The 22879-nt window shown below is 63.6% G+C and carries 19 protein-coding genes and 1 tRNA gene; 9 read left to right on the forward strand and 11 right to left on the reverse strand.

Annotated features, from left to right (window positions below):
* Nucleotides 1–118: 118 nt before the first annotated feature.
* Genes IB262_RS15815 through IB262_RS15825 form a run of 3 tightly spaced genes read right to left on the reverse strand, consistent with a single transcriptional unit; the run spans nucleotide 119 to nucleotide 2679 of the window.
* Nucleotides 119–1279, reverse strand: coding sequence for an AGE family epimerase/isomerase (locus IB262_RS15815; RefSeq protein WP_090295410.1), 1161 nt, complete (start codon nucleotides 1277–1279; stop codon nucleotides 119–121).
* A 3-nt stretch (nucleotides 1280–1282) separates the two neighbouring features.
* Nucleotides 1283–1777 (reverse strand): heme-degrading domain-containing protein, encoded by a 495-nt coding sequence (locus IB262_RS15820; RefSeq protein ID WP_034802370.1) that lies wholly within the window; start codon nucleotides 1775–1777, stop codon nucleotides 1283–1285.
* 5 nt (nucleotides 1778–1782) lie between these two features.
* Entirely contained in the window at nucleotides 1783–2679 is an 897-nt protein-coding gene (locus tag IB262_RS15825; RefSeq protein WP_112975139.1) for an ROK family protein, read from the reverse strand.
* Nucleotides 2680–2932: 253 nt separating this feature from the next.
* Here IB262_RS15825 and IB262_RS15830 point away from each other — a divergent pair.
* Nucleotides 2933–3009 (forward strand) — tRNA-Arg (locus IB262_RS15830).
* 54 nt (nucleotides 3010–3063) lie between these two features.
* Nucleotides 3064–3600, forward strand: coding sequence for a GNAT family N-acetyltransferase (locus IB262_RS15835; protein ID WP_348646637.1), 537 nt, complete (start codon nucleotides 3064–3066; stop codon nucleotides 3598–3600).
* Between the two features lie 7 nt (nucleotides 3601–3607).
* On the opposite strand, the gene IB262_RS15840 is transcribed toward IB262_RS15835, so the two are convergent.
* Nucleotides 3608–4510 carry a LysR family transcriptional regulator gene (locus IB262_RS15840; RefSeq protein ID WP_060582871.1) on the reverse strand — a complete coding sequence of 301 codons (903 nt, stop codon included), beginning with the start codon at nucleotides 4508–4510 and terminating at the stop codon, nucleotides 3608–3610.
* A 114-nt stretch (nucleotides 4511–4624) separates the two neighbouring features.
* Here IB262_RS15840 and IB262_RS15845 point away from each other — a divergent pair, with 114 nt between their 5' ends.
* Together IB262_RS15845 and IB262_RS15850 are read left to right on the forward strand one after the other, a co-directional pair.
* Nucleotides 4625–5347 carry an SDR family NAD(P)-dependent oxidoreductase gene (locus IB262_RS15845; protein WP_060582870.1) on the forward strand — a complete coding sequence of 241 codons (723 nt, stop codon included), beginning with the start codon at nucleotides 4625–4627 and terminating at the stop codon, nucleotides 5345–5347.
* A gap of 282 nt (nucleotides 5348–5629) precedes the next feature.
* Nucleotides 5630–5899 carry a hypothetical protein gene (locus tag IB262_RS15850; RefSeq protein ID WP_060582869.1) on the forward strand — a complete coding sequence of 90 codons (270 nt, stop codon included), beginning with the start codon at nucleotides 5630–5632 and terminating at the stop codon, nucleotides 5897–5899.
* A gap of 40 nt (nucleotides 5900–5939) precedes the next feature.
* On the opposite strand, the gene IB262_RS15855 is transcribed toward IB262_RS15850, so the two are convergent.
* From IB262_RS15855 to IB262_RS15865, 3 genes are all read right to left on the reverse strand, one after another.
* Nucleotides 5940–6308, reverse strand: a complete 369-nt coding sequence (locus tag IB262_RS15855) for a VOC family protein (protein WP_112975141.1) — start codon at nucleotides 6306–6308, stop codon at nucleotides 5940–5942.
* 126 nt (nucleotides 6309–6434) lie between these two features.
* A complete protein-coding gene (locus tag IB262_RS15860; RefSeq protein WP_089044368.1) occupies nucleotides 6435–6596 on the reverse strand; it encodes a Thivi_2564 family membrane protein in 162 nt (53 codons plus the stop codon).
* A 154-nt stretch (nucleotides 6597–6750) separates the two neighbouring features.
* Nucleotides 6751–7473, reverse strand: coding sequence for an META domain-containing protein (locus IB262_RS15865; protein ID WP_034802387.1), 723 nt, complete (start codon nucleotides 7471–7473; stop codon nucleotides 6751–6753).
* 209 nt (nucleotides 7474–7682) lie between these two features.
* Here IB262_RS15865 and dxr point away from each other — a divergent pair, with 209 nt between their 5' ends.
* A complete protein-coding gene (gene dxr / locus IB262_RS15870; protein ID WP_112975142.1) occupies nucleotides 7683–8858 on the forward strand; it encodes a 1-deoxy-D-xylulose-5-phosphate reductoisomerase in 1176 nt (391 codons plus the stop codon).
* Between the two features lie 45 nt (nucleotides 8859–8903).
* Here dxr and hemA read toward each other — a convergent pair whose 3' ends face one another.
* The 4 genes from hemA to IB262_RS15890 all read right to left on the reverse strand — a co-directional run bounded on the left by hemA (nucleotide 8904) and on the right by IB262_RS15890 (nucleotide 14192).
* Entirely contained in the window at nucleotides 8904–10118 is a 1215-nt protein-coding gene (gene hemA, locus IB262_RS15875; protein WP_112975151.1) for a 5-aminolevulinate synthase, read from the reverse strand.
* 327 nt (nucleotides 10119–10445) lie between these two features.
* Nucleotides 10446–11243 (reverse strand): xanthine dehydrogenase family protein subunit M, encoded by a 798-nt coding sequence (locus IB262_RS15880; RefSeq protein WP_112975143.1) that lies wholly within the window; start codon nucleotides 11241–11243, stop codon nucleotides 10446–10448.
* Nucleotides 11244–11258: 15 nt separating this feature from the next.
* Entirely contained in the window at nucleotides 11259–13604 is a 2346-nt protein-coding gene (locus IB262_RS15885) for a xanthine dehydrogenase family protein molybdopterin-binding subunit (protein ID WP_112975144.1), read from the reverse strand.
* 99 nt (nucleotides 13605–13703) lie between these two features.
* Entirely contained in the window at nucleotides 13704–14192 is a 489-nt protein-coding gene (locus tag IB262_RS15890) for a (2Fe-2S)-binding protein (protein ID WP_112975145.1), read from the reverse strand.
* Between the two features lie 430 nt (nucleotides 14193–14622).
* On the opposite strand from IB262_RS15890, the gene IB262_RS15895 reads away from it, so the two are divergent.
* The 4 genes from IB262_RS15895 to IB262_RS15910 all read left to right on the forward strand — a co-directional run bounded on the left by IB262_RS15895 (nucleotide 14623) and on the right by IB262_RS15910 (nucleotide 22784).
* Nucleotides 14623–14880 (forward strand): glycine zipper domain-containing protein, encoded by a 258-nt coding sequence (locus tag IB262_RS15895; protein ID WP_034802400.1) that lies wholly within the window; start codon nucleotides 14623–14625, stop codon nucleotides 14878–14880.
* 221 nt (nucleotides 14881–15101) lie between these two features.
* Entirely contained in the window at nucleotides 15102–16331 is a 1230-nt protein-coding gene (locus tag IB262_RS15900) for an MFS transporter (protein WP_112772951.1), read from the forward strand.
* Between the two features lie 257 nt (nucleotides 16332–16588).
* Nucleotides 16589–18502 carry an autotransporter assembly complex family protein gene (locus tag IB262_RS15905; protein WP_112975146.1) on the forward strand — a complete coding sequence of 638 codons (1914 nt, stop codon included), beginning with the start codon at nucleotides 16589–16591 and terminating at the stop codon, nucleotides 18500–18502.
* 103 nt (nucleotides 18503–18605) lie between these two features.
* Nucleotides 18606–22784, forward strand: coding sequence for a translocation/assembly module TamB domain-containing protein (locus IB262_RS15910; RefSeq protein WP_192493691.1), 4179 nt, complete (start codon nucleotides 18606–18608; stop codon nucleotides 22782–22784).
* The last annotated feature ends 95 nt before the right edge of the window (nucleotides 22785–22879 follow it).

The following is a 22879-nucleotide window of genomic DNA, read 5'->3' on the forward strand; positions in this document are numbered from 1 at the left end:
ACATAAAGATATCTTTATGTCAACATATGCGGCAATCACATTTACCCCTCGGAGCAAAGAAAATGGCCCGCCGCAATCGCGACGGGCCATAATGAAAGCGATACTCTGGATCGGCAAATCAGATCCGGGCTAGGCAGTCCTCGGTTTCATAAATGGCGCAGAGGATATGGTAGAAGCTGCTCGCCGGCGCCGGCTCCTCGACGAAGGTGCCGTCGGCCTTCTGCTTGTCGCGCCAAAGGCCCGCAATCGGCGTCGCCAGAAACGTCTGAAGGGCCGCCGCTGCTCGCGCGGCCGAAGCAAGATAACGCTCGCGCTCGGCACCATTGGTGAGTGCGGCAAAGCGGACGGCCGCCTTCAGCCACTCGGTCTGCGGCCAAAGCCTCGCGATCGGATCTGCCACCGACAGATCGTCGAGAAGCGTCATGATCGCGACGTTGCGGTTCGCGCAGATGCCGTGGGCCTCACCGATATCGAACAGCCGCCGTGCCTTGACGATCGCCTCGGCGCTGCCGCGGCGCTCCGCCCAGCGCAAAAGCAGCCACGCCCATTCGAACAGATGTCCAGGCTCGACGATCCGGCCCTTTTCGCCTGCCATCGGCGCCCAGTCGTGATCGAAGAATTCGCGCAGCACACCGCTCTCGGCATCGATGAAATAATCCATCGCCAGATGCGCAATTTCGTCGGCGAGGTTCGCCCAGCCAACCCGATCGAAGCCCTCGACCGTCTCGCTCGCCAGGCACGCCTCAAAGAGATGCATATGCGGATTGGAGCAGAGCGGCAGGCGCGAGGGATTGTCTTCCTCGAAGCCCGCGACCGGATGCTTGACATGCGCCTCGATCCGCGAGCGAAGGTCATTGCTGCGCTCGATCATCTCGGCCTTGCGGGCCGGCACGACCTCGCCCAGATAGGCGAAGGCAAGCAGCGCGAAGGCCTGGTTGTAGAGGTCAAAGGACGGATCGAGCAGATTGCCGTCGGCATCGGCGAGCGCGCCGTAAAAGCCGCTCGGCTGCTTGAAAATGCGATCGAAATAGGCAAGCCCGCCTTCGGCGGCACCGCGCCAATCACCGGACCAGCCGCGCCGCCCGGCCTCGGCGAAACAGTAGACCTGCCGCGGCTGAACGCGTGCACGCCGGTTGGCGCGGGTCGGCTCGCCTGCCATATCGATCGTCTCGACGAAGCCGCCTGAATGATCGACACCCTTGTCGCGCCAGAGCGGCAGGGCCTTGTCTGCCAGCCAATCCGACAGCACGCGTGATTGCGAAATTATATCCAATGCCAATTCTCAGTCCTCGAGCTTCAAGGCGCCATGATCCTTGCCGAGCAGGGCCGAGAGCGCTTCGACCACCATGTTGTGGTCCTCGCGTTGCGGCAGGCCGGATACGGTGACGGCACCGATACAGCCGGTACCTTTGACGACGATCGGGAAGCTGCCACCGTGCGCTGCATAATCCGCATCGGCAAGGCCGAGCTTGGCCTGCAGATTGGTCTGCGCCTTGGCGAGCTCGCGGCCGGTGGCATAGCTGCTCTTGAACAGGCGGAACACGGTGTTGCGCTTGCGGCGCACCCAGTTCGGATTATCCGGCGTCGCCCCGTCGAGCGCGGCATAGAACACCTGCATCGAGAAGAGCGTGATGTCGATGACGACGCCAAGCTTGCGCTCGGCCGCCATCTTGCGCAGCAGTGAGCCAAGCTCCCACGCCGCATCGAGATCGAAGCGCTCGAACTGCAATTCCTGTTCCTGCCGCGCGATGCGGGCGAGGTCCTTGTCGATATTCATGGGGGTCATTCCTTCCAGAGCCAGGCCGCACCGCGCACGCCGGAACTGTCGCCGTGCAGGGCCTTGCGAATGGGCGTTTCGAACGTGTCGCCGAAGAGGTAGTTGACCACCCGTGGCGGCACGTCCTGGTAGATCTCGTCGACATTCGACATGCCGCCGCCAAGCACGTAGACATCCGGGTCGACGATGTTGGTGAGCAGTGCCAGGCTGCGCGCCAGCCGGTCGACGAAGCGCTCATAGACGCCCGTTGCAACCGGATCGCCCGCCCGCTTCGCCTCGATGATATCGCGCCCGCGCTTCTCGACGCCGGTCGTCAGGCGATAGTCGAGCTCGACACCCGTGCCGCAGGCATACATGTCGAGGCAACCGTGCTTGCCGCACCAGCATTTGTGGCCGGGATATTCGTCCTGCGTCATCCAGGGCAGCGGATAATGGCCGATCTCGGCAGCAACGCCCTGGTAGCCGGCGTGCACCTTCTTGTCGATCGCAAGGCCGCCGCCATGGCCAGTGCCGACGATAACGCCGAAGACCACATGCTCATTCTTGCCGGCGCCATCGACCGCCTCCGAGACCGCCAGGCAATTGGCGTCGTTGGCAAGCCGGACCGGGCGGCCAAGCGCCGTTTCGAGGTCACGCCCAAGGGGCTTGCCATTGATCAGCACCGCATTGGAATTGCGCACGATTCCGGTGCGCGGATTGGGACTGCCGGGAATGCCGATGCCGATCGAGCCCTGTTCGCCCGCCGTCTGCTCGGCGGCAGCAACGAGATCGAGAACGGCGCGGATGCAATCGTCATAGCCGCTGGTCGGGGTCGAGACGCGATGACGGGCGCGTGTTTCGCCATCGCGGCCAAGCGCGATGACTTCCATTTTTGTGCCGCCCCAATCTATTCCGATGAACATATGTGGATCAGGTCTCTGATGAAGGACTCAATGGGGAGCGCCAGCTTCCTCGGGCCGGCGCTTGCTTTGCTTAGCATTCGGAGGACATGGAAGACCAGCCCCCCGTTTCACCGTCGTTTTCAAGCCTGCCGGTCCGCGTCGGCACACCACCCGGACGAGACGACCCAAGCTCGCCGCCACCTGCATTTCCGCGGGCACGCACGCAAAAACACTTGGCGAAGAGCCCTTGCTTTTGTATGGGTGCTATTCAAGTGGTCCCGTAGCTCAGCAGGATAGAGCACCAGATTCCTAATCTGGGGGTCCCGCGTTCGAATCGCGGCGGGATCACCATTTTCCAAGACCCCTCTTAATCGAATTGGACGCGGCGCACGCCGTGCTGACGCCGTGGATGACAGCAAAGCAACCCCCTCCGGAGAAAACACGGTTCATCTGCTCGTGACCTATATGGAAATGCTCGAACGTCCGGCGGGCGATGCGTTTCCGGCACCGATCGCGCAAGCGGTGGTCGCGTCCGAACGTCCGGATGCCGCTGCGTTTCTTTCGCTCTTTCGCGCCGTCGGCGAACCGTTACGCTGGGATCAGCGGCTGCGCATGCCGACGGCCGATCTCGACGACTTTCTCAGAAGCGCCTCCACGATCCTCTACATCCTCCGGCTGGATGGCCGCGCAGTCGGGCTCTGTGAATTCGACCGCGCCGATACCGAGGATGTCGAGCTCACCCATTTCGGCCTGATCCCGGATGTTTACGGCCAAAGGCTGGGGCCATTTCTGCTCGATAGCGCGCTGCGCGCCGTCTGGGACCGTGGCGCAACCCGGATCTGGCTACATACGGACGAATGGGATCATCCGCAGGCGCAGGCTACCTATCGCCGCGCCGGCTTCAGCGCCTTTGCGCAGAAGCTCGAGGAGATCGTGCCCTAACGCACGCTCACCGAAGCGGCTGCCACGCCGGGCCGCGCCAGGCTTTGAGTTCCTGCAGAAACACCTGCAGCCGCGATGGCAGGAAGCGCCGCGTCGGATAGACCGCATGCACAAAGACATCCGGCGCGGACCATCCCGGAAGCACGCGCAGAAGCTTGCCGCTCGCAAGTAGGCTGTCGCAGAAGATCGGCGGGAGCCGGCCGATGCCGTGGCCGCGCTCGGTCATGGCACTCGCCGACTGGATATCGTGGACCGACACCGCCCCGGTCACACGCAGGCTGGCCGCTTCGCCACCCTTGACCAGATGCCATTCGGCCTCGTTGCCCCGGGCATTGACCAGGACACAGCGGTGGCCACTCAGGTCTTCGGGTCGCGATGGGGTGCCATGTTTGTCGAGATAGCCGGGTGCGGCCACCAGGAAATGGGTGCTTCGACCCAAACGCTGCGCGACAAGCGACGAATCGCGCAATTCGCCGAACCGCACTGCGACGTCGATGTTTTCGGCAACGAGGTCCATGAACATATTGGTGACGAGCAGATCGACCTCGATCTCGGGATACGTCTTCAGAAATGCGGACAGGAAATCAAAGAAGGGCGGCTGCCCGAGGGTCATGGGAACGGTGACCCGCAGCAACCCCTCCGGTCTTCTCTGCGCCTCGCTCAGCACCCGCTCCGCGTCGCGAAGCTGCTTCAGCGGTTCGCCGCATTCCGCATAATAGGCGCGCCCCTGCGCCGTGAGACTGAGCTTGCGCGTCGTGCGCTGGATGAGCGTGACGCCCAGTTGCTCCTCGAGCGCCGTGACCTTGCGGCTGACGGTGGAGACCGGCATGCCGAGCGAACGTGCCGCCCGGCTGAAACTCTCGAATTGGGCAACGGCCGCAAAGACCGCGATATCGTTCAGATCGACCATGGGAAGATTTTTGCATCGCTGGAAAAGTAATTCCAGATATTTCCGCCTAATCGCACAATCTGGCAGCAGCCATATTGATCTCACCGAAACCGTCCATCCACGGAGAGAGATCAGATGACAAACAAAGTCGCCATCATCACCGGTGCATCCCAGGGCATCGGCGCGGGCCTCACAAACGCTTTTCTGGCAGAGGGCTACAGCGTCGTCGCAACCTCGCGCAATGTCAGCCAATCGCGCGAAATCACCGAATCGGACCGGCTGGCCCGGGTCGACGGCGATATCGCCGATCCGGAGACGGCGAAACGCGTGGTCGAAACCGCGATCGCCCGGTTCGGCTCGATCGACGCGCTCGTCAACAATGCCGGCATCTTCTTCACCAAGGCCTTCGTCGACTACACCGCCGAAGACTACCGGCAGCTGAGCGCCACCAACATCGAGGGATTCCTCCACACGACCCAGCTTGTGATCAAGCAGATGCTTTCGCAGAAAAGAGGCGGCAGCATCGTCAGCATCACGACACCCCTTGCCGACCGACCGATTGCAGGCATGAACGCTTCGGTCGCCATGCTGACCAAGGGCGGCATCAACGCGATCTCGAAGAACATCGCCATGGAATACGCAAGGGACGGAATCCGCGTCAACGTCGTGGCCCCCGGTGTCGTCGACACGCCGCTCCACAAGGACAACCCGCGGGATTTCCTGAACACGCTCTCGCCGATGCACAGCATTTCCAGCGTGGCCGAGATCGCGGATGCCGTCCTGTTCCTGACCAGGGCGCCGCGCATAACCGGGGAGGTGCTGAACGTGGACGGCGGCGCGCATCTGGGCAAATGGTAGAGTGGGAGCGCCCGTTGCTGGCGCAGGGCGGCGCAGGGGAAAAGAAACGCGCTGACGTCATGCGCCTGTCACGAACGACAGCTAAACAACACTCACATCTTCCTGATGACCACGGATGAACTGGCATCGACGGAAGGTGATGAGGAAGGTCGGGTTTGCCCCGGCCTTTTTTGTTGGGCCGGTCCCGTTCCTTCGATCACGGTCGCAAGGTTGCCGCGCTGGGCGGCTGGCTTGACAGGAGATGCAGTCTGCCTGACGGTGCGCGCATGACGGGAGGACACCATGGGTAAGCTTCTGCAAATCATCGGCATCGTCATCATCCTGGCCGCTCTGGCCGCCGCGATCGCGCTGCTCGCTGCCGATCCGGCAACGGCGCAGCTTCGGGCGCTCGTCATACTGCCTTGGGCCTTGAGCGCGATCCTGAGCGGCATACTTCTCGCGGCTTTCGGCTCGATGCTGCGGCAGCTCAGCGCGATCCGCGCCGCGACCGAGCGTCAGGCCGCCCTGTTCCAGGCCATCCTTGACCGCAGAGCGCCGACGGCCGCGCAATAAGCGTTGCTATCCGCGTTCGGTCCACCAAAACCTGATGATTTCAATCATCGGGCCGGCACACGCGCAGCCGATGTCCATCCGGGTCCAGCGCGACGAAGGTGCGGCCGAAGACGGCGGTCTTCAGTTCCTGTTCGATCGTAAGCCCGCGCTCCTGCCAATCAGCGTAAAGCCGCTCGACCTCGGCGTCGTCCTTGACCATGAAGGCGATTTCCGAGCGATGGCCGGTGCCGGACGAGACGAAATCCCGCGCCTCTGTCGACCAGAGACTGAAGGTCAGTCCGTTTTCGAGTTCGAAGGCGACATAGGTCGGGAAGGATGCGACGGGTTCGCGTCCAAGCAGGCCGGTATAGAAGGCAGCGCTTCCGGTTGGGTCTTCGACATAGAGCAGGATAAGGTTCGGTGACAGCATCGTCGGGTCTCCTTTTCGATGCCCGGACACTAGGCACTGCCGCTGTCAGATCCTGTCAGCATCAACCGGACAGCCAAAGGCCGCCGGGCCTTGCGATCCGGCGGCCTTTGGCAGGAAGGCGACACGTCAGAAGACGGCGAGATATTTCAACAGAGAGATGATGCCGATGATGATGACGATGATCTGGACGATCTGCTTGGCGCGCGCGTCGAGCGGCAGACGCTGGACGAGATAGAGCACCAGCACGATGACGAGGAAGGTAATCAGAATTCCGATAAGCAGCCCCATGGAACACTCCCATTTTCACACAACAGCGCCGCGATGGCATCGGGATTGTAACTAGGACGCGAAGGAAAAAGTTCCAATCGAGGCGACAACTTATGCCACTCGTTCACCCAGGCGCAGGCCGAGCCTGGTGTTTCCGCTCAGGCGAGAAGCCGGCTCAGGATGCCGGCTTGCAGGCGGTTCCCCGATCCTCGTCGCCTTTGGTGGCATCATACAGCGTTGCTTCCTCGCCCTTCGTCCACCAGACATATTGCCCGCCGGCATATTTGGCTCCGGACGCAGCTATCACGTTTGAGGCGACGACGAATGTGCCGTCGATGGTGAAGGTCACCAGCGAAACCGGGCCGGCATTGATGTATTCCGCCTCGATCGCCTTGCCGCCGCAGTCGTAGCGGACCGATTGCCGGTCCACCGCATCGGCGCCGGGAACGCGGATCGTCACGTCGGCGCCTCCAGACGCTGCCGTCATAGACGCCAGTTTCAGGGCGATGCCGCCGCCGGCCTTGCCAAGCACGAGCTTCGATCCTTCCACCGACCAAGAAAGCTCGTTGCTGAGCGCCTTGAGGAACTTCTGCTCCTGGTTCATCACCGCAGGCACGCACATCTTGCGTGTCGATGCCGCCGGGCCGAAGGTGATCTTCGAGCCGGAGAGACTGAAAGTACCGGTGAAATGGTTGCAGCCGGCCATGCCGCCATAGGTCCCGTCCTCGCGGATCTCCAGGGTCGACTGGAGATTGTCGATGACCCCACCCCCACCGATATCTTCGGCAAGCCAGGTGGCGACGAGCTGCGGCGGCACGTTTTCTGCCGCAACCGGCTGCATCGATGCCATTTCGATCGCGACACAGGCGCAGGAAACGGCGGTTATGATTTTCAGCATCGCGAACTCCTCCGGACCCCGACTCAAGGCACCCAATTCTTAGCCTGCGGACGAGACGGAATGAAGACCGCACCCTTGTTGCCGGCGGATTTCGCCTGTAGAGCCTAGCAAACAACATAAAAGACTCGGATCGATCTCGTGAAGATCATGCGCCCGCGGCGAAGGCTCAGCCGGGCATTCCGTCCGAAAAGAAGAACATGGGTATTGGCATGGCATCCCACGACAGTGCGAAGCGCCGACTGACGATCCTCGGCTCGACCGGTTCGATCGGCACCAACACGCTCGACGTTATCGAGCGCCTTGGCGGCCGTGAGCGCTTCGACGTCGTCGCCGTCACCGGCAACGGCAACATTCCCCTGCTCGCCGAGCAGGCCGTGAAAGTTCGCGCCGAACTCGCCGTCACCGCCAACGATAGCCAGTACGAAAACCTGAAGGCCGCGCTCGCCGGCACCGGCATTCAGGTTGCCGCCGGCAAGAGCGGCCTGATCGAGGCGGCCGAGCGCAACGCGGACTGGGTGATGGCGGCGATCGTCGGCAATGCCGGCTTGGCGCCGACGCTTGCCGCGGCCCGCCGCGGCGCCGACATCGCGCTTGCCAACAAGGAGTGCCTGGTTTCCGCCGGCAGTCTGTTCATCGACGCGGTGAAGAAAGGCGGCGGTCGGCTGCTTCCGGTCGACAGCGAACACAATGCCATCTTCCAGGTTCTGGAAGAACACCAGCGCCATGCGGTTGAGCGTATCATCCTGACCGCTTCCGGCGGCCCGTTCCGCACCAAGTCGCTGGAAGAAATGCGTCACGTGACGGCGGACGTGGCGCGCGCCCATCCGAACTGGTCGATGGGGCTGAAAATCTCGATCGACAGCGCCTCTATGTTCAACAAGGCGTTGGAGATGATCGAGGCAAAGCACCTCTTCGCGCTCGAACCCGCGCAGGTCGAGGTGATCGTGCACCCGCAGTCGGTGATCCACTCGATGGTCGGCTATACCGACGGATCGGTGCTCGCCCAGCTCGGCTGCCCGGACATGCGCACCGCCATCGGCTATGCGCTCTCCTATCCGAGCCGCTGCAGCCTGCCGATCGAGCGGCTCGATTTCGCCAAGCTGTCGCGCCTCGATTTCGAGGCGCCGGACGAAGTGCGCTTCCCTGCCATCCGCCTGGCGCGGCGCGCCATGGTCGAAGGCGGCGTGCAGGGTGCGGTCCTCAACGGCGCCAAGGAAACCGCGCTCGACGCGTTCATCGCCGGCCGCACCGGCTTTCTCGCCATGGCAGAGATCGTCGAAAAGGTCATGGACAAGCTTGCCGACCTGCCGGGGGCCGCAACGATGGACGACGTCTTTGCCGCCGACGAAAAAGCCCGGCACTTGGCGGCCGGGCTGCTTCACTAATTCAGAGCTTTCTGACCGGCGCGCATGGCGCCGGCAAGATTGGCCTTATGCGACAGCGCGGGCCAGCGCACAGCGCGACCACAGCGAATGCAGCGCGCCGACGAGATGGTCGATGTCGGCATCCGAATGGAGCGGCGTCGGGGTGATGCGCAGGCGCTCGGTCTTCTTCGGCACCGTCGGATAGTTGATCGGCTGCACGTAGACGCCGAAATTGTCGAGCAGGAGATCCGAGAGCCACTTGCACTTGGCAGCGTCGCCAACCATGACCGGCACGATATGGCTCGGGTTCGGCATGTGCGGAATGCCGCGCTGGTCGAGCAGCGAGCGCAGGCGACGGACACGTTCCTGGTGCGCGAAACGTTCGACCTGGCTTTCCTTCAGGTGGCGGATCGAGGCGAGCGCACCGGCGGCAAGCGTCGGCGGCAGCGCCGTCGTGAAGATGAAGCCGGACGCAAACGAGCGGATGAAGTCGCAGAGTGCGGCCGAGCCGGTGATGTAGCCGCCCATCACGCCGAAGGCCTTGCCGAGCGTGCCCTCGATCACCGTCAAGCGGTGCATCAGCCCTTCGCGCTCGGCAATGCCGCCACCGCGCGGACCGTACATGCCGACCGCATGCACTTCGTCGAGATAGGTCATGGCGCCGTACTTGTCGGCGAGGTCGCAGAATTCCTTGATCGGCGCAATGTCGCCATCCATCGAATAGACGGACTCGAAAGCGATGAGCTTCGGCGCACGCGGATCGGCGGCAGCGAGCTTGGCCTCGAGGTCAGCGACCGAATTATGCTTGAAGATGACGCGTTCGCACTTGGAGTGACGGATCCCCTCGATCATCGAAGCGTGATTCCCGGCGTCCGAGAAGACGATAACACCGGGAATCTTGGAACAGAGCGTTCCGAGCGCGGCCCAGTTGGACACGTAGCCCGAAGTAAAGAGCAGTGCCGATTCCTTGCCATGCAGGTCCGCGAGCTCGCGCTCAAGCAGGACGTGGTAATGGTTGGTACCGGAAATGTTGCGGGTGCCGCCGGCGCCGGCGCCGCATTCGTCGATGGCGCGCTTCATCGCCTCGGTGACGACAGAATGCTGGCCCATGCCGAGATAGTCGTTCGAACACCAGACGGTGACTTCCTGAACGCCTTCAGCCGTATGGCGCGCGGCCTTCGGGAATTGGCCGCGATGACGGGCGAGGTCTGCGAAAACCCGGTAGCGGCCTTCCTGATGCAGCCCGTCCAGCTCGTTCTTAAAGAAATTCTCGAAATCCATCATTTTCTCCAGTGCCCGGCCGCTTTCTTCAATCAAAGCGACCTGGGGTCAACCTCGGAATGCCCGGCATCTGCCAACTGCGGCAAAAGGCCCTTGACGCGCTGCCTTCCCAGCGAGTGCATCCGAGATGATCTAGCATTTTTGAGCCTGAGCATCTTCGCTGCTTTCACTGAAACCGTTTCAAGGGGAACAGCCCTAGTTTTGAAACATTCCAAAGAAAGCCTTAGTGCATGTTCATCACGTCAAGCTTGATCGAAGTCAAGCAAGGATGAAAAAAGGACGGCCGAAGCCGTCCTTTTTCGATGTTGGTGTGACGGCGAAGGCTGGTCATGCCGCCGCAACGGCGCGTTTGGCCATGACCTTCACCAGATTGGCGCGATAGGCCGCATCCGCGTGAATGTCGGAGAGAAGCTCTGAGGCATCGACGCTAATATTGCAAAGCGCATCCGGCGTCCAGTTGGCAGCAAGGGCTGCCTCCATCTCCGCCTGACGGAAAACGCCATTTGCGCCCGCACCCGTGACCGCGACCCGGATCTCGCCATTGTCGCGCTTGGCGACGAAGACACCGGTCATCGCGTAGCGCGAGGCCGGGTTGGCGAACTTCTGGTAGGCGGCCTTTGCCGGGGCGTCGAAGCTGACCGCGACGACGATCTCGCTCTCTTCCAGCGCCGTTTCGAACAGACCGGTGAAGAAATCGTCGGCCGCGATCTCCCGCCGGTTGGTCACGATCGTCGCGCCGAGCCCGAGCATCGCTGCCGGATAATCCGCCGCCGGATCGTTGTTGGCGATGGAGCCGCCGATCGTGCCCATGTGTCGCACATGCGGATCGCCGATATGGCTGGCAAGGCTGCAGATCGCCGGACAGACAGCTTTGAGCGCCGCCGACGAGGCGACGTCATAATGGGTCGTGGCCGCGCCGATCCGCACGGATCGGCCGTTGACCGAGATGCCCTGCATCTCGGCGATGTGCCGAAGGTCGATCAGATCGCTCGGCGACGCCAGCCGCTGTTTCATCGTCGGAATGAGGGTCATGCCGCCGGAGACGTACTTGCCTTCGCCGGCCGCATCCATTCGGCTGACGGCGTCCTGAACCGAGGACGCCCGGTGATATTGGGTCTCGTACATGAGGTGTCCTCCCGTTCACTTGGCCGCGTGCGCCGCCGCCCACACCTTCTGCGGTGTCGCCGGCATGGTAAGTGCGTTGTTGCCAATGGCATCTGTGATGGCGTTGATCAGCGCCGGTGGCGAGCCGATGGCGCCGGCCTCGCCGCAGCCCTTGATGCCCAGCGGATTGTTCGGGCAGGGCGTGTTCGAGGTCGAGACCTGGAATGACGGCAGATCGTCGGCGCGCGGCATGGCGTAATCCATGTAGCTCGCCGTCAGCAGCTGGCCGGATGGGTCGTAGTGCACGCCCTCGAGCAGCGCCTGGCCGATGCCCTGGGCAATGCCGCCATGCACCTGTCCCTCGACGATCATCGGGTTGATGATGTTGCCGAAGTCGTCGGCCGCGACAAACTGGATGATCTTGGTTCGGCCCGTTTCCGGATCGACCTCCACCTCGCAGATGTAGCAGCCGGCCGGGAAGGTGAAGTTGGCAGGGTCGTAGAAGGCCCCTTCCTTCAACCCCGGCTCCATGCCGGCCGGCAGATTGTGGGCGGTGTAGGCGGCAAGCGCCATCTGGAACCACGGCACGGCCTTATCGGTGCCGGCGACCTTCAGTTCGCCGTTTTCGATGACGATGTCGCTTTCGTCCGCTTCCATCAGATGTGCGGCGATCTTCTTCGCCTTGGCTTCGACCTTGTCGAGCGCCTTGACGACGGCCGACATGCCGACGGCACCGGAACGAGAACCATAGGTGCCCATGCCCATCTGCACCTTGTCGGTATCGCCATGCACGATGTTGACGCTGTCGAGCGGCACGCCGAAGCGGTCGGCGACGAGCTGGGCAAAGGTCGTCTCGTGGCCCTGGCCATGGCTGTGCGAGCCGGTCAGGACCTCGATCGTACCGACGGCGTTGACCCGCACTTCGGCCGATTCCCAAAGGCCGACGCCAGCACCGAGCGAACCCACCGCTGCCGACGGTGCGATGCCGCAGGCCTCGATGTAACAGCTCATGCCGATGCCGCGCTTCATGCCGCGACCGGCGGCTTCCGCCCTGCGACCGGCAAAGCCGTTCCAGTCGGCCGCCTTCATCGCCGCTTCGAGCGAAGCGTCGTAGTCGCCGGCGTCATAGTTCATGATGACAGGCGTCTGGTGCGGGAAGGAGCGGATGAAATTGACCCGACGCAATTCGGCAGGCGAGACGCCGAGTTCGCGGGCCGCCGTCTCCATCGTGCGTTCCAAGAGATAGGTCGCCTCCGGCCGCCCGGCGCCGCGATAGGCGTCGACGGGCGCGGTGTTGGTATAGACGGTGCGCACATTCGCATGGATCGCCGGGATGTCGTACTGCCCGGAGAGCAGCGTCGCATAGAGATAAGTCGGCACCGCCGAGGAGAACAGCGACATGTAAGCGCCGAGATTGGCGATCGTATCGACCTTGAGCCCGATGATGCGATTGTTGGCGTCAAAGGCCATCTTCACCTTCGACACATGGTCGCGACCATGCGCATCGGTGAGGAACGCTTCGGTGCGGTCCGACGTCCATTTGACCGGCACGCCGGTGCGTTTCGACGCCCAGAGACAGACGATCTCCTCCGGATAGATGTAGATCTTCGAGCCGAAGCCGCCGCCGACATCGGGCGCGATCACCCGCAGCTTGTTTTCCGGCGCGACATTATAGAAGGCGCTCATCACCAGCCGCGCCACATGCGGGTTCTGGCTGGTCGTGTAGCAGGTATAGTGGTCGTCTCCGGCGTCGTAGATGCCGAGCGCCGCACGCGGCTCCATCGGGTTGGGCGAAAGCCGGTTGTTGTGGATGGTGATTTCGGTGACATGCGCCGCAGCGCCGATCGCCTTGTCGGTCGCCGCTTCGTCGCCGATCTGCCAGTCGAAGATCAGGTTACCAGGCGCTTCCGGGTGAAGCTGCGGCTGTCCTGACTCAAGCGCCTTTGAGGCGTCGATCACGACGGGAAGCTCCTGGTATTCGACGACCACGGCTTCGGCAGCATCACGCGCCTCGGCGACGCTGTCGGCAACGACGATCGCCACCGCGTCGCCGACGTATCGCACGGTCTCGTGCGCGAGCGGCCGCCAGGCGCCCATCTTCATCGGCGATCCGTCCTTGGAATGGATCATCCAACCGCAGATCAGGTTGCCGATACCATCGGCGAGCAACTGCTTGCCGTCGAGCACGCCGATCACGCCCGGCATGCCGATCGCCGCCGACCCGTCGACTTTGAGGATCTTCGCATGCGCATGCGGGCTGCGCACGAACACCGCATATTTCATCCCCGGCACGGACATGTCGTCCGTATAGCGGCCCTTGCCGGTCAGGAACCGCTTGTCCTCCTTGCGCGCCACGCGCGCGCCAATGCCTTCAACGCCCATTGCCTATCTCCTCCCGAGATATCCAGCGACAGTCCCGACGGCCATGCATCGGTCCTGAGTGACATGCGTCAGGGGCGAGATCCCGCCCCCGTTCTGCCGCTATTCTGCGGCCACGCGGGCGCCGCTCATCTCGGCGGCGGCGGCAAGGATCGCCTTCACGATATTGTGGTAACCGGTGCAACGACAGATGTTGCCTTCGAGCTCGGCGCGCACCGTCGCCTCGTCCAGCTGACCCTGATGCCTGCGGATCATGTCGACGGCCGTCATCACCATGCCGGGCGTGCAGAAGCCGCATTGCAGGCCGTGATTGGCCTTGAAGGCCGCCTGCACCGGATGCAGTTCGCCATCGGCCGCCAGCCCTTCGATGGTGGTGATCATAGAGCCTGCGGCTTGCGCGGCGAGGATGGAACAGCTCTTGACCGACTTTCCGTCCATATGGATGACGCAGGCGCCGCACTGCGAGGTATCGCAGCCGACATGGGTGCCGGTCAGTCCGAGATTTTCGCGTATGAATTGCACCAGCAATGTGCGGTCGTCGCAATGACCGCTCACCTGACGGCCGTTGACCGTCATTGTTACTTTCGCCATTTCGCTCCTCCGGGGTCGGTCAATGCCAACACGAGCGCGGCCGGAAAGTCGGGTGAGATGGTTCACGCGACTAGGGTACGCGCCAACTGATATCGATGCCCGTCGCCCACGGATCCGCTCCTCCGGATTTTCGCAGGCTTGTTTGTATCATTTGTCTTTTTTTGGAATGCCGCAACCGCCCCTGCCCGCCGAACGACAAAATTTTTCCACGCCGGTTGTGCCGAAGGGAACTGCCTTCATGTCCCGTTCAGGAACGATATCATTATCTTGCCGGCAGGAAGAAACCGCAGCGCTCCCGTAGACTTTCGATGGGGACCGCGTATTTTCCGAACCGCAAGTTCCGGTGGAGCGGGATGTTCCCGGCTTCGCCATCATCCACGGGACGGACTGAGCGATAGGCTTGAGATCCGTAGACATCGGAGAGAACAACATGAAGAAAGCCATCGCACTTGTGCTGGTCGCCCTGGCGGTCGCAAGCTGCACCCAGACGGAAAAGGGCGCCGGCATCGGTGCCGTTTCCGGCGCGATCATCGGCGGCGCTGTTACCGGCGACGTCCGTGGCGCTGCAGTCGGCGCGGCAATCGGCGGTGTTTCCGGCGCAGTCATCGGCAACGTCACCGAGCAGCCCGGCCAGTGCTACTATCGCGACCGCTACGGCCGCCGCTACATCGACTCCTGCCCGCGCTAAGGCGACAGGCAGCCTGCCGTCGGCTGCAGCTTGAGCCGCCCGACGGCCTGGTTTGATGTTTCCCCCTCACGGCTGACCGCCCTGAGGGGGTTTTTCGTTGCGGCAACCGCATCCTCTGCCGCACACAACGCGCAGCGGCCAACGAACGCGCCGAAATCGGGTGGCAACCGCCGAAGCAATCCCGTCTGCTGACCTCGACGTTTCATGATCGAGGTTCTTCCATGCCAAACCCACCACGCGACACCCTGCCACCGGCCTTCAAGCGCATCGGCTGGTCCAACCTGTTCGCACAGTTTTCCGAGCAGATGGCGCTGGCCGCCGCTCCGCTCGCCGCCGTGCTTCTGCTCGCCGCAGGCCCTGCGGAAACCGGATGGCTGCAGATGGCGCAGACGCTGCCATTCCTTCTGCTCTCCATTCCCGCCGGTCTCGTTGCCGACCGCGCATCGCGGCGCAGGCTGATGGTTTCCTCGGAGATGCTGCGCGCGCTGTCGCTGGTTGTCACGCTGTTGCTGATGCTCGCCGGCTTGCTGTCGCTGCCGCTGCTCGCCGTCATGGGCTTCGTCGGCGCCATCGGCACGGTCTGCTACAATGTCGCCGCCCCAGCCCTGGTGCCGGCGATCGTGCCCCGTCACCAACTCGCCGACGCCAATCGCTGGCTGGAGCTCGCCCGCAGTCTCGCCTATTCCGGCGGACCGGCGATCGGCGGCGCGATCGTCGCATGGACCGGCGCATCGCTCGCCTATGTCGCCGCCACATCCCTGTCCCTTCTCTCTGTCGTCCTGCTCGCCGGCCTTGGCGACCAGCAGCAACCGACCGCTCCCAGGCGCAACCTCCTTCAGGATCTCGCCGAAGGCGCCCGGTTCCTGGGCGGCCACCCGCTGCTCAGGCCCATTCTGGTGACCGCCATCGTCTTCAACACGGCCTGGTTCGTGCTGCAGGCGGTCTATGTCGCCTATGCCATTCAGACCCTCGGGCTGACGGCGACCGGCGTCGGCATCACGCTTGGCATCTATGGCGCGGGCATGATGATCGGCGCCTTCGCAGCCCCCGCCATTGCGCGCCGGATCCCCTTCGGCCTGATGATCGCCCTCGGCCCGCTCGGCGGGTTGACGGCTGCGGCCGTGATGCTCTCGACCATCTGGGTTCCCTCAGGTGCCCTTGCCGGTCTGAGCTTCTTCCTGTTCGGCGCCGGCCCGGTGCTCTGGTCGATCGCCACGCTCACCTTGCGGCAGGCCGTCACCCCCAATGCGATGCTCGGGCGCGTATCGGCCTTCATCACCACCGCCACCTTCGGCGCCCGGCCGATCGGTGCAGCGCTCGGCGCCGTCGTCGCCACACGCTTCGGCGTCGAGGCGTGCCTTGCCGTCGCAGCGGTCGGTTTCCTCATCCAGTTCCTCGTCATCATCGCTTCCGGCGTACCGCAATTGCGGGCGCTGCCCGAGGCGGCGTAGCGGCTCGATACAGCGGACAAGGCGGCATTTAAGCCTCCAAAAAGGCGCAGCGCCCTACTGGTTGTCGGCGGTGGTTGTGCTGCGCCGACAACATTTCCGCGCTTTTTCGACGGAATCGGCACCGAAATTCGGCATCAGGGGTGGATGCAGCGGATCGTCATCGTTAACAGATGGAAAACCTTAGGCATGCGATAGTGACCCAGCCGCATAAGCAGGCAGTTTGTATTGGGTCGCCTGAAGACGGGATGCGGAAGCGAATGTCCCCACCACGGTCGAGTATTGCGTACTGGAAGGCAGCGACTTCGCTTGCTGTTGCCTTTTCGTGCGCGCTCGGCCCGCTTTCCGCCGAGAAGGCCTATGCCTTCAAGCTCTTCGGCATGAAGTTTTTCGAGAGCGACGAGGAAGAGGCGCCGGTCATCGACCCGGTCAACTATACCCTCACCTTCGACGCCGGCACCGAAGACAAGGAACTGAAGGAAGCGCTGGAAAACAGCTCGCAGCTCGTGCAGGGCCAGGAAAAGCCTGTCTCCGGCGATCTTGGCCTGGCAATTCGGGCGCGTGACGACCGCGACCGGCTGCTTGCCGCACTCTACGAAAAGGCCCGCTACGGCGGCACCATCGCGATCCGCATCAACGGCCAGGATATCGACAGTCTGCCGCCGGATCCGTCTTTCCCGGATGGCAAGCCGATTCCGGTCACCGTCACCGTGACGCCGGGTCCGGTCTTCAACGTCGGTTCCGTCAAGTTCGAAGGCGATGCGGCCGGTTTCAGTCCCGCTGATTACGGCCTGCCCGCCGGAGCGCGTGCCGATTCCACCCTGATCATCAAGGCCGGCGAAAAGGTCGTGAACGATCTGCGCGAGCAGGGTCGCCCCCTGGCCAAGCTCACCGAACGCAGCGCTGTCGCCAACCACGCCGACTCGACCGTCGACATCGTCATCGGCGCCAGCGGCGGCCCCGTTGCCCCAGTCGGCGAAGTCAGCGTCGACGGAACGAAGACCGTCGACCCGGGTTTCGTGCGCGACTACTCACGCCTCAACGAAGGCCGTCCCTATTCGCCCGCGGACATCCGCAAAGCCTCCGAGCGCCTGCGCCAGCTCGGCGTCTTCTCGAGCGTCACCATCAAGGAGGCCAATGCGCTTTCGCCCGATGGATCTCTCCCGATGAAGATCGAGGTGTCCGAAGGCAAGCACAAGTATTTCGGCTTCGGCGCCCAGGTCTCGACCACCGACGGCCTCGGGCTTTCGGGCTACTGGGGACACCGCAACCTTTTCGGCCGCGCCGAATCGCTGCGCATCGAAGGATCGGTCGACCGCATCGGCGAGACCAAGGAACTGGACAAGCTCGACTATTCGGTTGGCATCCTGTTTGCCAAACCCGGTGCCTTCGGCCCGGCTTCCACCTTTACCGCGAGCGTCAAGGCCAACATCCAGGACCCAGACGCCTACCGCGCCAAGATCCTGACGGCAGCGGCCGGCGCCACCTTCGAGCTCTCGGACACCGACACCGTCTCAGGCGGCGGCGAGCTCAGCTGGGCCAATATCGACGACGCCTTCGGCTCGAACTCCTATCTGACGGCCGCGATCCCGCTCGAATATGTGCGCGATACCCGTAACGACAAGCTGAACGCGACCGAAGGCTACCGGGCGATGATAAATGCCAAGCCGAGCTACGAAATCAAGGGGCAGACCTTCTTCTCGTCCTTCGAAGCCTCGGCATCCGGTTACCATGCGCTCGGCGACGAGAAGCGCTTCGTGCTTGCCGGCAAGATCGGCGCCGGCATGCTCGTCGGCGGCAGCGGGCTCGAAGACATTCCTGCCAACCGCCGCTTCTATCTCGGCGGTGGCGGCTCGGTACGCGGCTATTCCTACCAGGAGATCGGCCCGCGCAATTCCGACAACGAGGAGACCGGCGGACGCTCCTATGTCAATGCCTCGCTCGAAGCCCGCATCGCCATCACCGACACCATCGGCGTCGTGCCTTTCATCGACGCCGGTACGGTGTCTGCGAAGACGACGCCGGACTTCTCCGACATCCGCGCCGGTGCCGGCATCGGCCTGCGTTACGCCACGCCCTTCGGCCCGATCCGCCTCGACTTTGCCGTTCCGCTTAACAAATATCCCGGCGGCACCAAGTACGGCATCTATGCCGGTATCGGCCAATCCTTCTGATCCGGGCCGTTTCTTCCATCAGAACCGGCAAATCGCCGCCATTGCCGGATAGTTTCTGCCGGCGGCGATTCCGCTTGGGAGCAACTTGCGTTATGGGTAGATCATGAATCAGGTCGTCCGCTTCCTTCGCGCGACGCTGCGCTATGGCCTTCGTGTGCTTGGCGTGATTGCGGTCGTTGCCCTTCTTCTCGTCGCCTTCGTGGGCTTCACCACACCCGGCGCAAGGCTCGTCGCCTGGGCAATCGAGAAGTATGCGGCAACCCCTGACCAGATCGTGCGGATCGCCGATCCGAGCGCGCTGTTGACCGGCAAGTTCACGGCCGGAAGCATCACGCTGTTCGATGGCGAGGGCGTCTATGCCGAAGTGCGCGACCTCGATCTCACCTGGTCGCCCGCCGCCCTTATCTCCTTCCGCTTCGAAGCCGCAGCACTCTCGGCCGGCTCGGTGCGCGTCGAGCGCCTGCCGATCCCCTCCACCGAGACCAAGGAAGTCCGCTCGACCTTTGCGCTTCCCGTGGACGTCAAGATCGACGCGATCGATCTCAAGGAGATCATCATCGGCAAGGCGATCACCGGCGAGGACCAGTTCCTGACCGCCAGCGGCAAGGTGAACGCGACCAACGAAAGCATCGCCCTTCAGCTTGCGGCCGCCCAGCGCGACCGGCCGGAAGCGCGCGCGGTTGCCGATATCGTCTTCAATCCGGCGGGCAACGAGCTGAAGCTCGAGGCGACCGTGGACGAGCCGAACAACGGTGTACTGGCAAAGCTGCTTCGCCTGCCCAACGAGCCCGCAGTCAACATCAAGCTGACCGGCGAAGGCCCGCTTTCCGACTGGGCCGGCAGCGCCACGGCCGCACTCGACGGCAGCGAAATTCTCAAGCTCGACGGTCGCCACGTCCAGACGCCCGACGGAATGCACCGGCTGACCGTCAACGGCGGCGGCGGTTTCGGCTCGCTGATGCCGCCGGCGCTGCGCCCGATGTTCGAGGGTGACACCAGTCTCGACATCGCCGCCGCGTTCAACGACCAGGGGCTGGTTCAGGTCGACAAGGCTCATGTGACGACGGGCGCGCTCTCCTTTGCCGCTTTCGGTACTTACGACAGCAAGGGCGAGAACAACCTCAAGGCCAGGCTTGCCGGCACCAACGGCCCTGTCGACTTCCGCTGGCCGCTGCAGAAGGGTGAAGCGCAGGCCAAGATCAATGCCGTCGATTTCTCGCTGATCGGCGACGCGCAAGCCGCGATCCTCGATCTCACCGCAGACGTCACCTCCCTGGCGGTGCCCGACGTGGCGCTCGGCGCAGTCAAGCTTTCGGCACGCAGCGACGGCTTCAATCTCCAGGCGCAATCCGGTCCGGTGAAGGCGGCAATCGAGGTGGGCGAAGCCGGCTTCAACGACCCCAACCTCGCTCGCCTGGTCCAGGTGCCGCTGAAGGTGGACGCAATCCTCTCCGTGACGAAGGAAAACATCGCCTTCAACCCGGTGACGATCGAAAGCCCCGGTATCGGCGGTTCGCTCACCGGCGCCTTTTATCGCGACGAGAACACGGTTTCCGCGGCCTTCAAGCTCTTCGCCGTTCCGGACGCGTTGCCGCCGGCGGCCGCCGCGAAATTCGATGGCACGATCGCACTCTCGGGCGAAGTGAAGACGGCAACCGACGGCGGCGTCACCGTGGAGGGCCTCGAGCTCAAGTCGGGCACGATCGAGGCCGCCGGCACCGTTGCGCTCGCGCAGAGCAACCTGACGGCCGACCTTAGGGGTACCCTGCCTGATCTCGGCAAGCTGCTTGCCGATGCCAAGGGCAAGGCCGACTTTACCGCCGCCGTGACCGGCCCGCTTTCGGAACTCGGCATCAAGGCCGAGTTGACGTCGAGCGGCGCGACACTGGCCGGACGCACGCTCAGCGACCTCAACGTCAAGGCCGACGCCAAGGCCAACCCTTCGAGCCCGCAGGCAAGCCTGACGGCGACCGGTGCACTCGACGGCCAGGCCATCGACGTCAAGGCCGACGTCGTCTCGAAGGATGGCCAGACCGCAATCCCGGTGCTCGAAGCCAGGATCGGCGAGAACAAGCTGACCGGGGCAATCAGCTTCACCCCCGATTTCAAGCCGGACGGCACGGTCAGCTTCGACCTGCCCGATATCGGCCTCTTGGCCGCCATGGCCGGGCAGAAAGCATCCGGCGACCTCAACGGCTCGGCGGCCATCAAGACTCAAAACGGCATCACCTCCGTCGTCGTCAAGGCCGGCGGCAGCGGCATCAAACGTGACGCACTGACGATCTCCAGGCCGACCGCCGACATCACCATCGCCGACCTCGCGGCCCTGGCGATCAAGGGCAGCATCCGCGCCGAAACGGTGGCGCAGGGCGAAAACCGTGTTTCCGGACTTGCCGTCGATTTCGAGCAACAGGCCGGCCGCACCGGTTTTGCCATCGACGGCAAATATGACGGCGGACCGCTGACGGTGAAGGGCGACCTCGCGGGCGCCAAGGGCCGCACCGAAATCCGCCTCGCATCCTTTGGCGCAACGCCGAAGGGCATTGCCCTGAAACTGGCGCAGCCGACGGTGATCGCCATCGAAAACGGCACCGTCCGTCTCAACGCGCTGACGATCCAGGCATCGAAAGGCACGATCGCAGTCAACGGCACGGCTGGCGAAAAGCTCGACATCACTGCGAAGCTCAACGCCCTGCCCGCAGCACTGGTCAACGCCTTCGCACCGGACCTCGGCGCCGAGGGCACGATCGCCGGCACCGTCGATGTCGAGGGCGCAGCGTCTGCCCCGGTCGTCGCCTACGACCTCAAATGGTCGGGCGCCTCGCTCGCGGCAGCCCGCACCGCGGGCGTTGCGGCTTTCGATGTGACGGCGGACGGCAAGTTTGCCAACAACAAAGTGACGCTCGATACGACGCTTTCGGGCGCCGGCGGACTTTCCTTCAAGGGCGGCGGCAATGTCGACATCGGCGGCAACATGCCGATCGCGATGAAGTTCAGTGGCAACGTCCCCTTCGCCCTCATCGCCAACCTGATGGCGGAGAAAGGCTTCACGCTGACGGGCCAGGCAAATGTCGATGTGGCAATCTCCGGTTCCGCGAAGGCGCCGCAGATCGCCGGCACGATCACCACGTCAGGCGGGCGCCTCGTCGACGTGCGTCGCAACCTGGCGCTCAACGACCTGACCGCCAATGTCGCGCTCGATGGCAAGCAGGCGACGATCTCCAGGCTCTCGGCCAATCTCGCGACCGGCGGCTCGGTCGAAGCCAGCGGTACCGTCGGCACAGTACCCGGCTCCGGCTTCCCGGCCAACCTGACGATCAAGCTGAACAACGCGACCTACGTCGATGGCACCCTGTTCAACGCCAACGTTGCCGGCGAGATGACCTTGACCGGTCCCCTGGTCGCGACCCCGACGCTCGGAGGCAAGGTGACGATCCGCAAGGCATCGATCACCATTCCGGAGAAGTTGCCGACGTCGCTTTCGGCCATCGACATCAAGCACAAGAATGCGCCGCCCAAGGTGCGGAAGATGGTCAAGGACCTGCGCAAGGACGAAGTGCCGGCCGCAGGCGCCAATGCAAGCGGCGTGATTGCCTTCGATCTCGGCGTCAACGCCCACCAGATCTTCGTGCGCGGCCGCGGCATCGACGCGGAGCTTGGCGGCGACTTGACGATCCGTGGCACCGCCATGCAGCCAATTGTTTCCGGCGGCTTTGAGATGCGCCGCGGACGGCTCGAAATCCTCGGCAAGCGCCTGACCTTCACCGACGGCAATATCGGCTTTGGCGGTGACCTGATCCCGACGCTCGACCTCAAGGCGACCTCCAGCGTCGGCGCGACCACCATCACCGTCGCGGTCGCGGGCCTCGCCAACAATCCGCAGATCGCCTTCTCTTCCTCCCCGGCGCTGCCGCAGGACGAAATCCTGGCGCAGCTCATCTTCAACCGATCGCTGTCAAACCTCTCGGCCTTCCAGATCGCCCAGCTCGCCTCCGCCGTCAGCCAGCTTGCCGGTGGCGGCTCGACCTCGCTGCTCGACGGCCTGCGCAACAAGCTCGGCGTCGACGATCTCGACGTCACCACCGACGAGAATGGCGGCGCGTCCGTGCGCGCCGGCAAGTATCTCAACGACCGCACCTATATCGAGCTGCAGCAGGGCTCCGATTCCGCCTCCAGCAAGGCGGTCATCAATCTCGATGTCGGCAAGGGCGTGAAGCTCAAGGGCTCGGCCGCCGGCGACGGTTCGGCCTCGGGCGGCGTCTTCTTCGAAAAGGAATATTGAGCGGCGGCGGGCGTAAACACGCCTGTCCCGCCCGCATGACAAGGAAGCCGGTGGGTCGATCGCGATCCACCGGCTCCAGAGCCCCTGTGTTGCCC

The sequence above is a fragment of the Ensifer sp. ENS02 genome (assembly GCF_014851885.1).
Taxonomy (GTDB): Bacteria; Pseudomonadota; Alphaproteobacteria; order Rhizobiales; family Rhizobiaceae; genus Ensifer; species Ensifer adhaerens.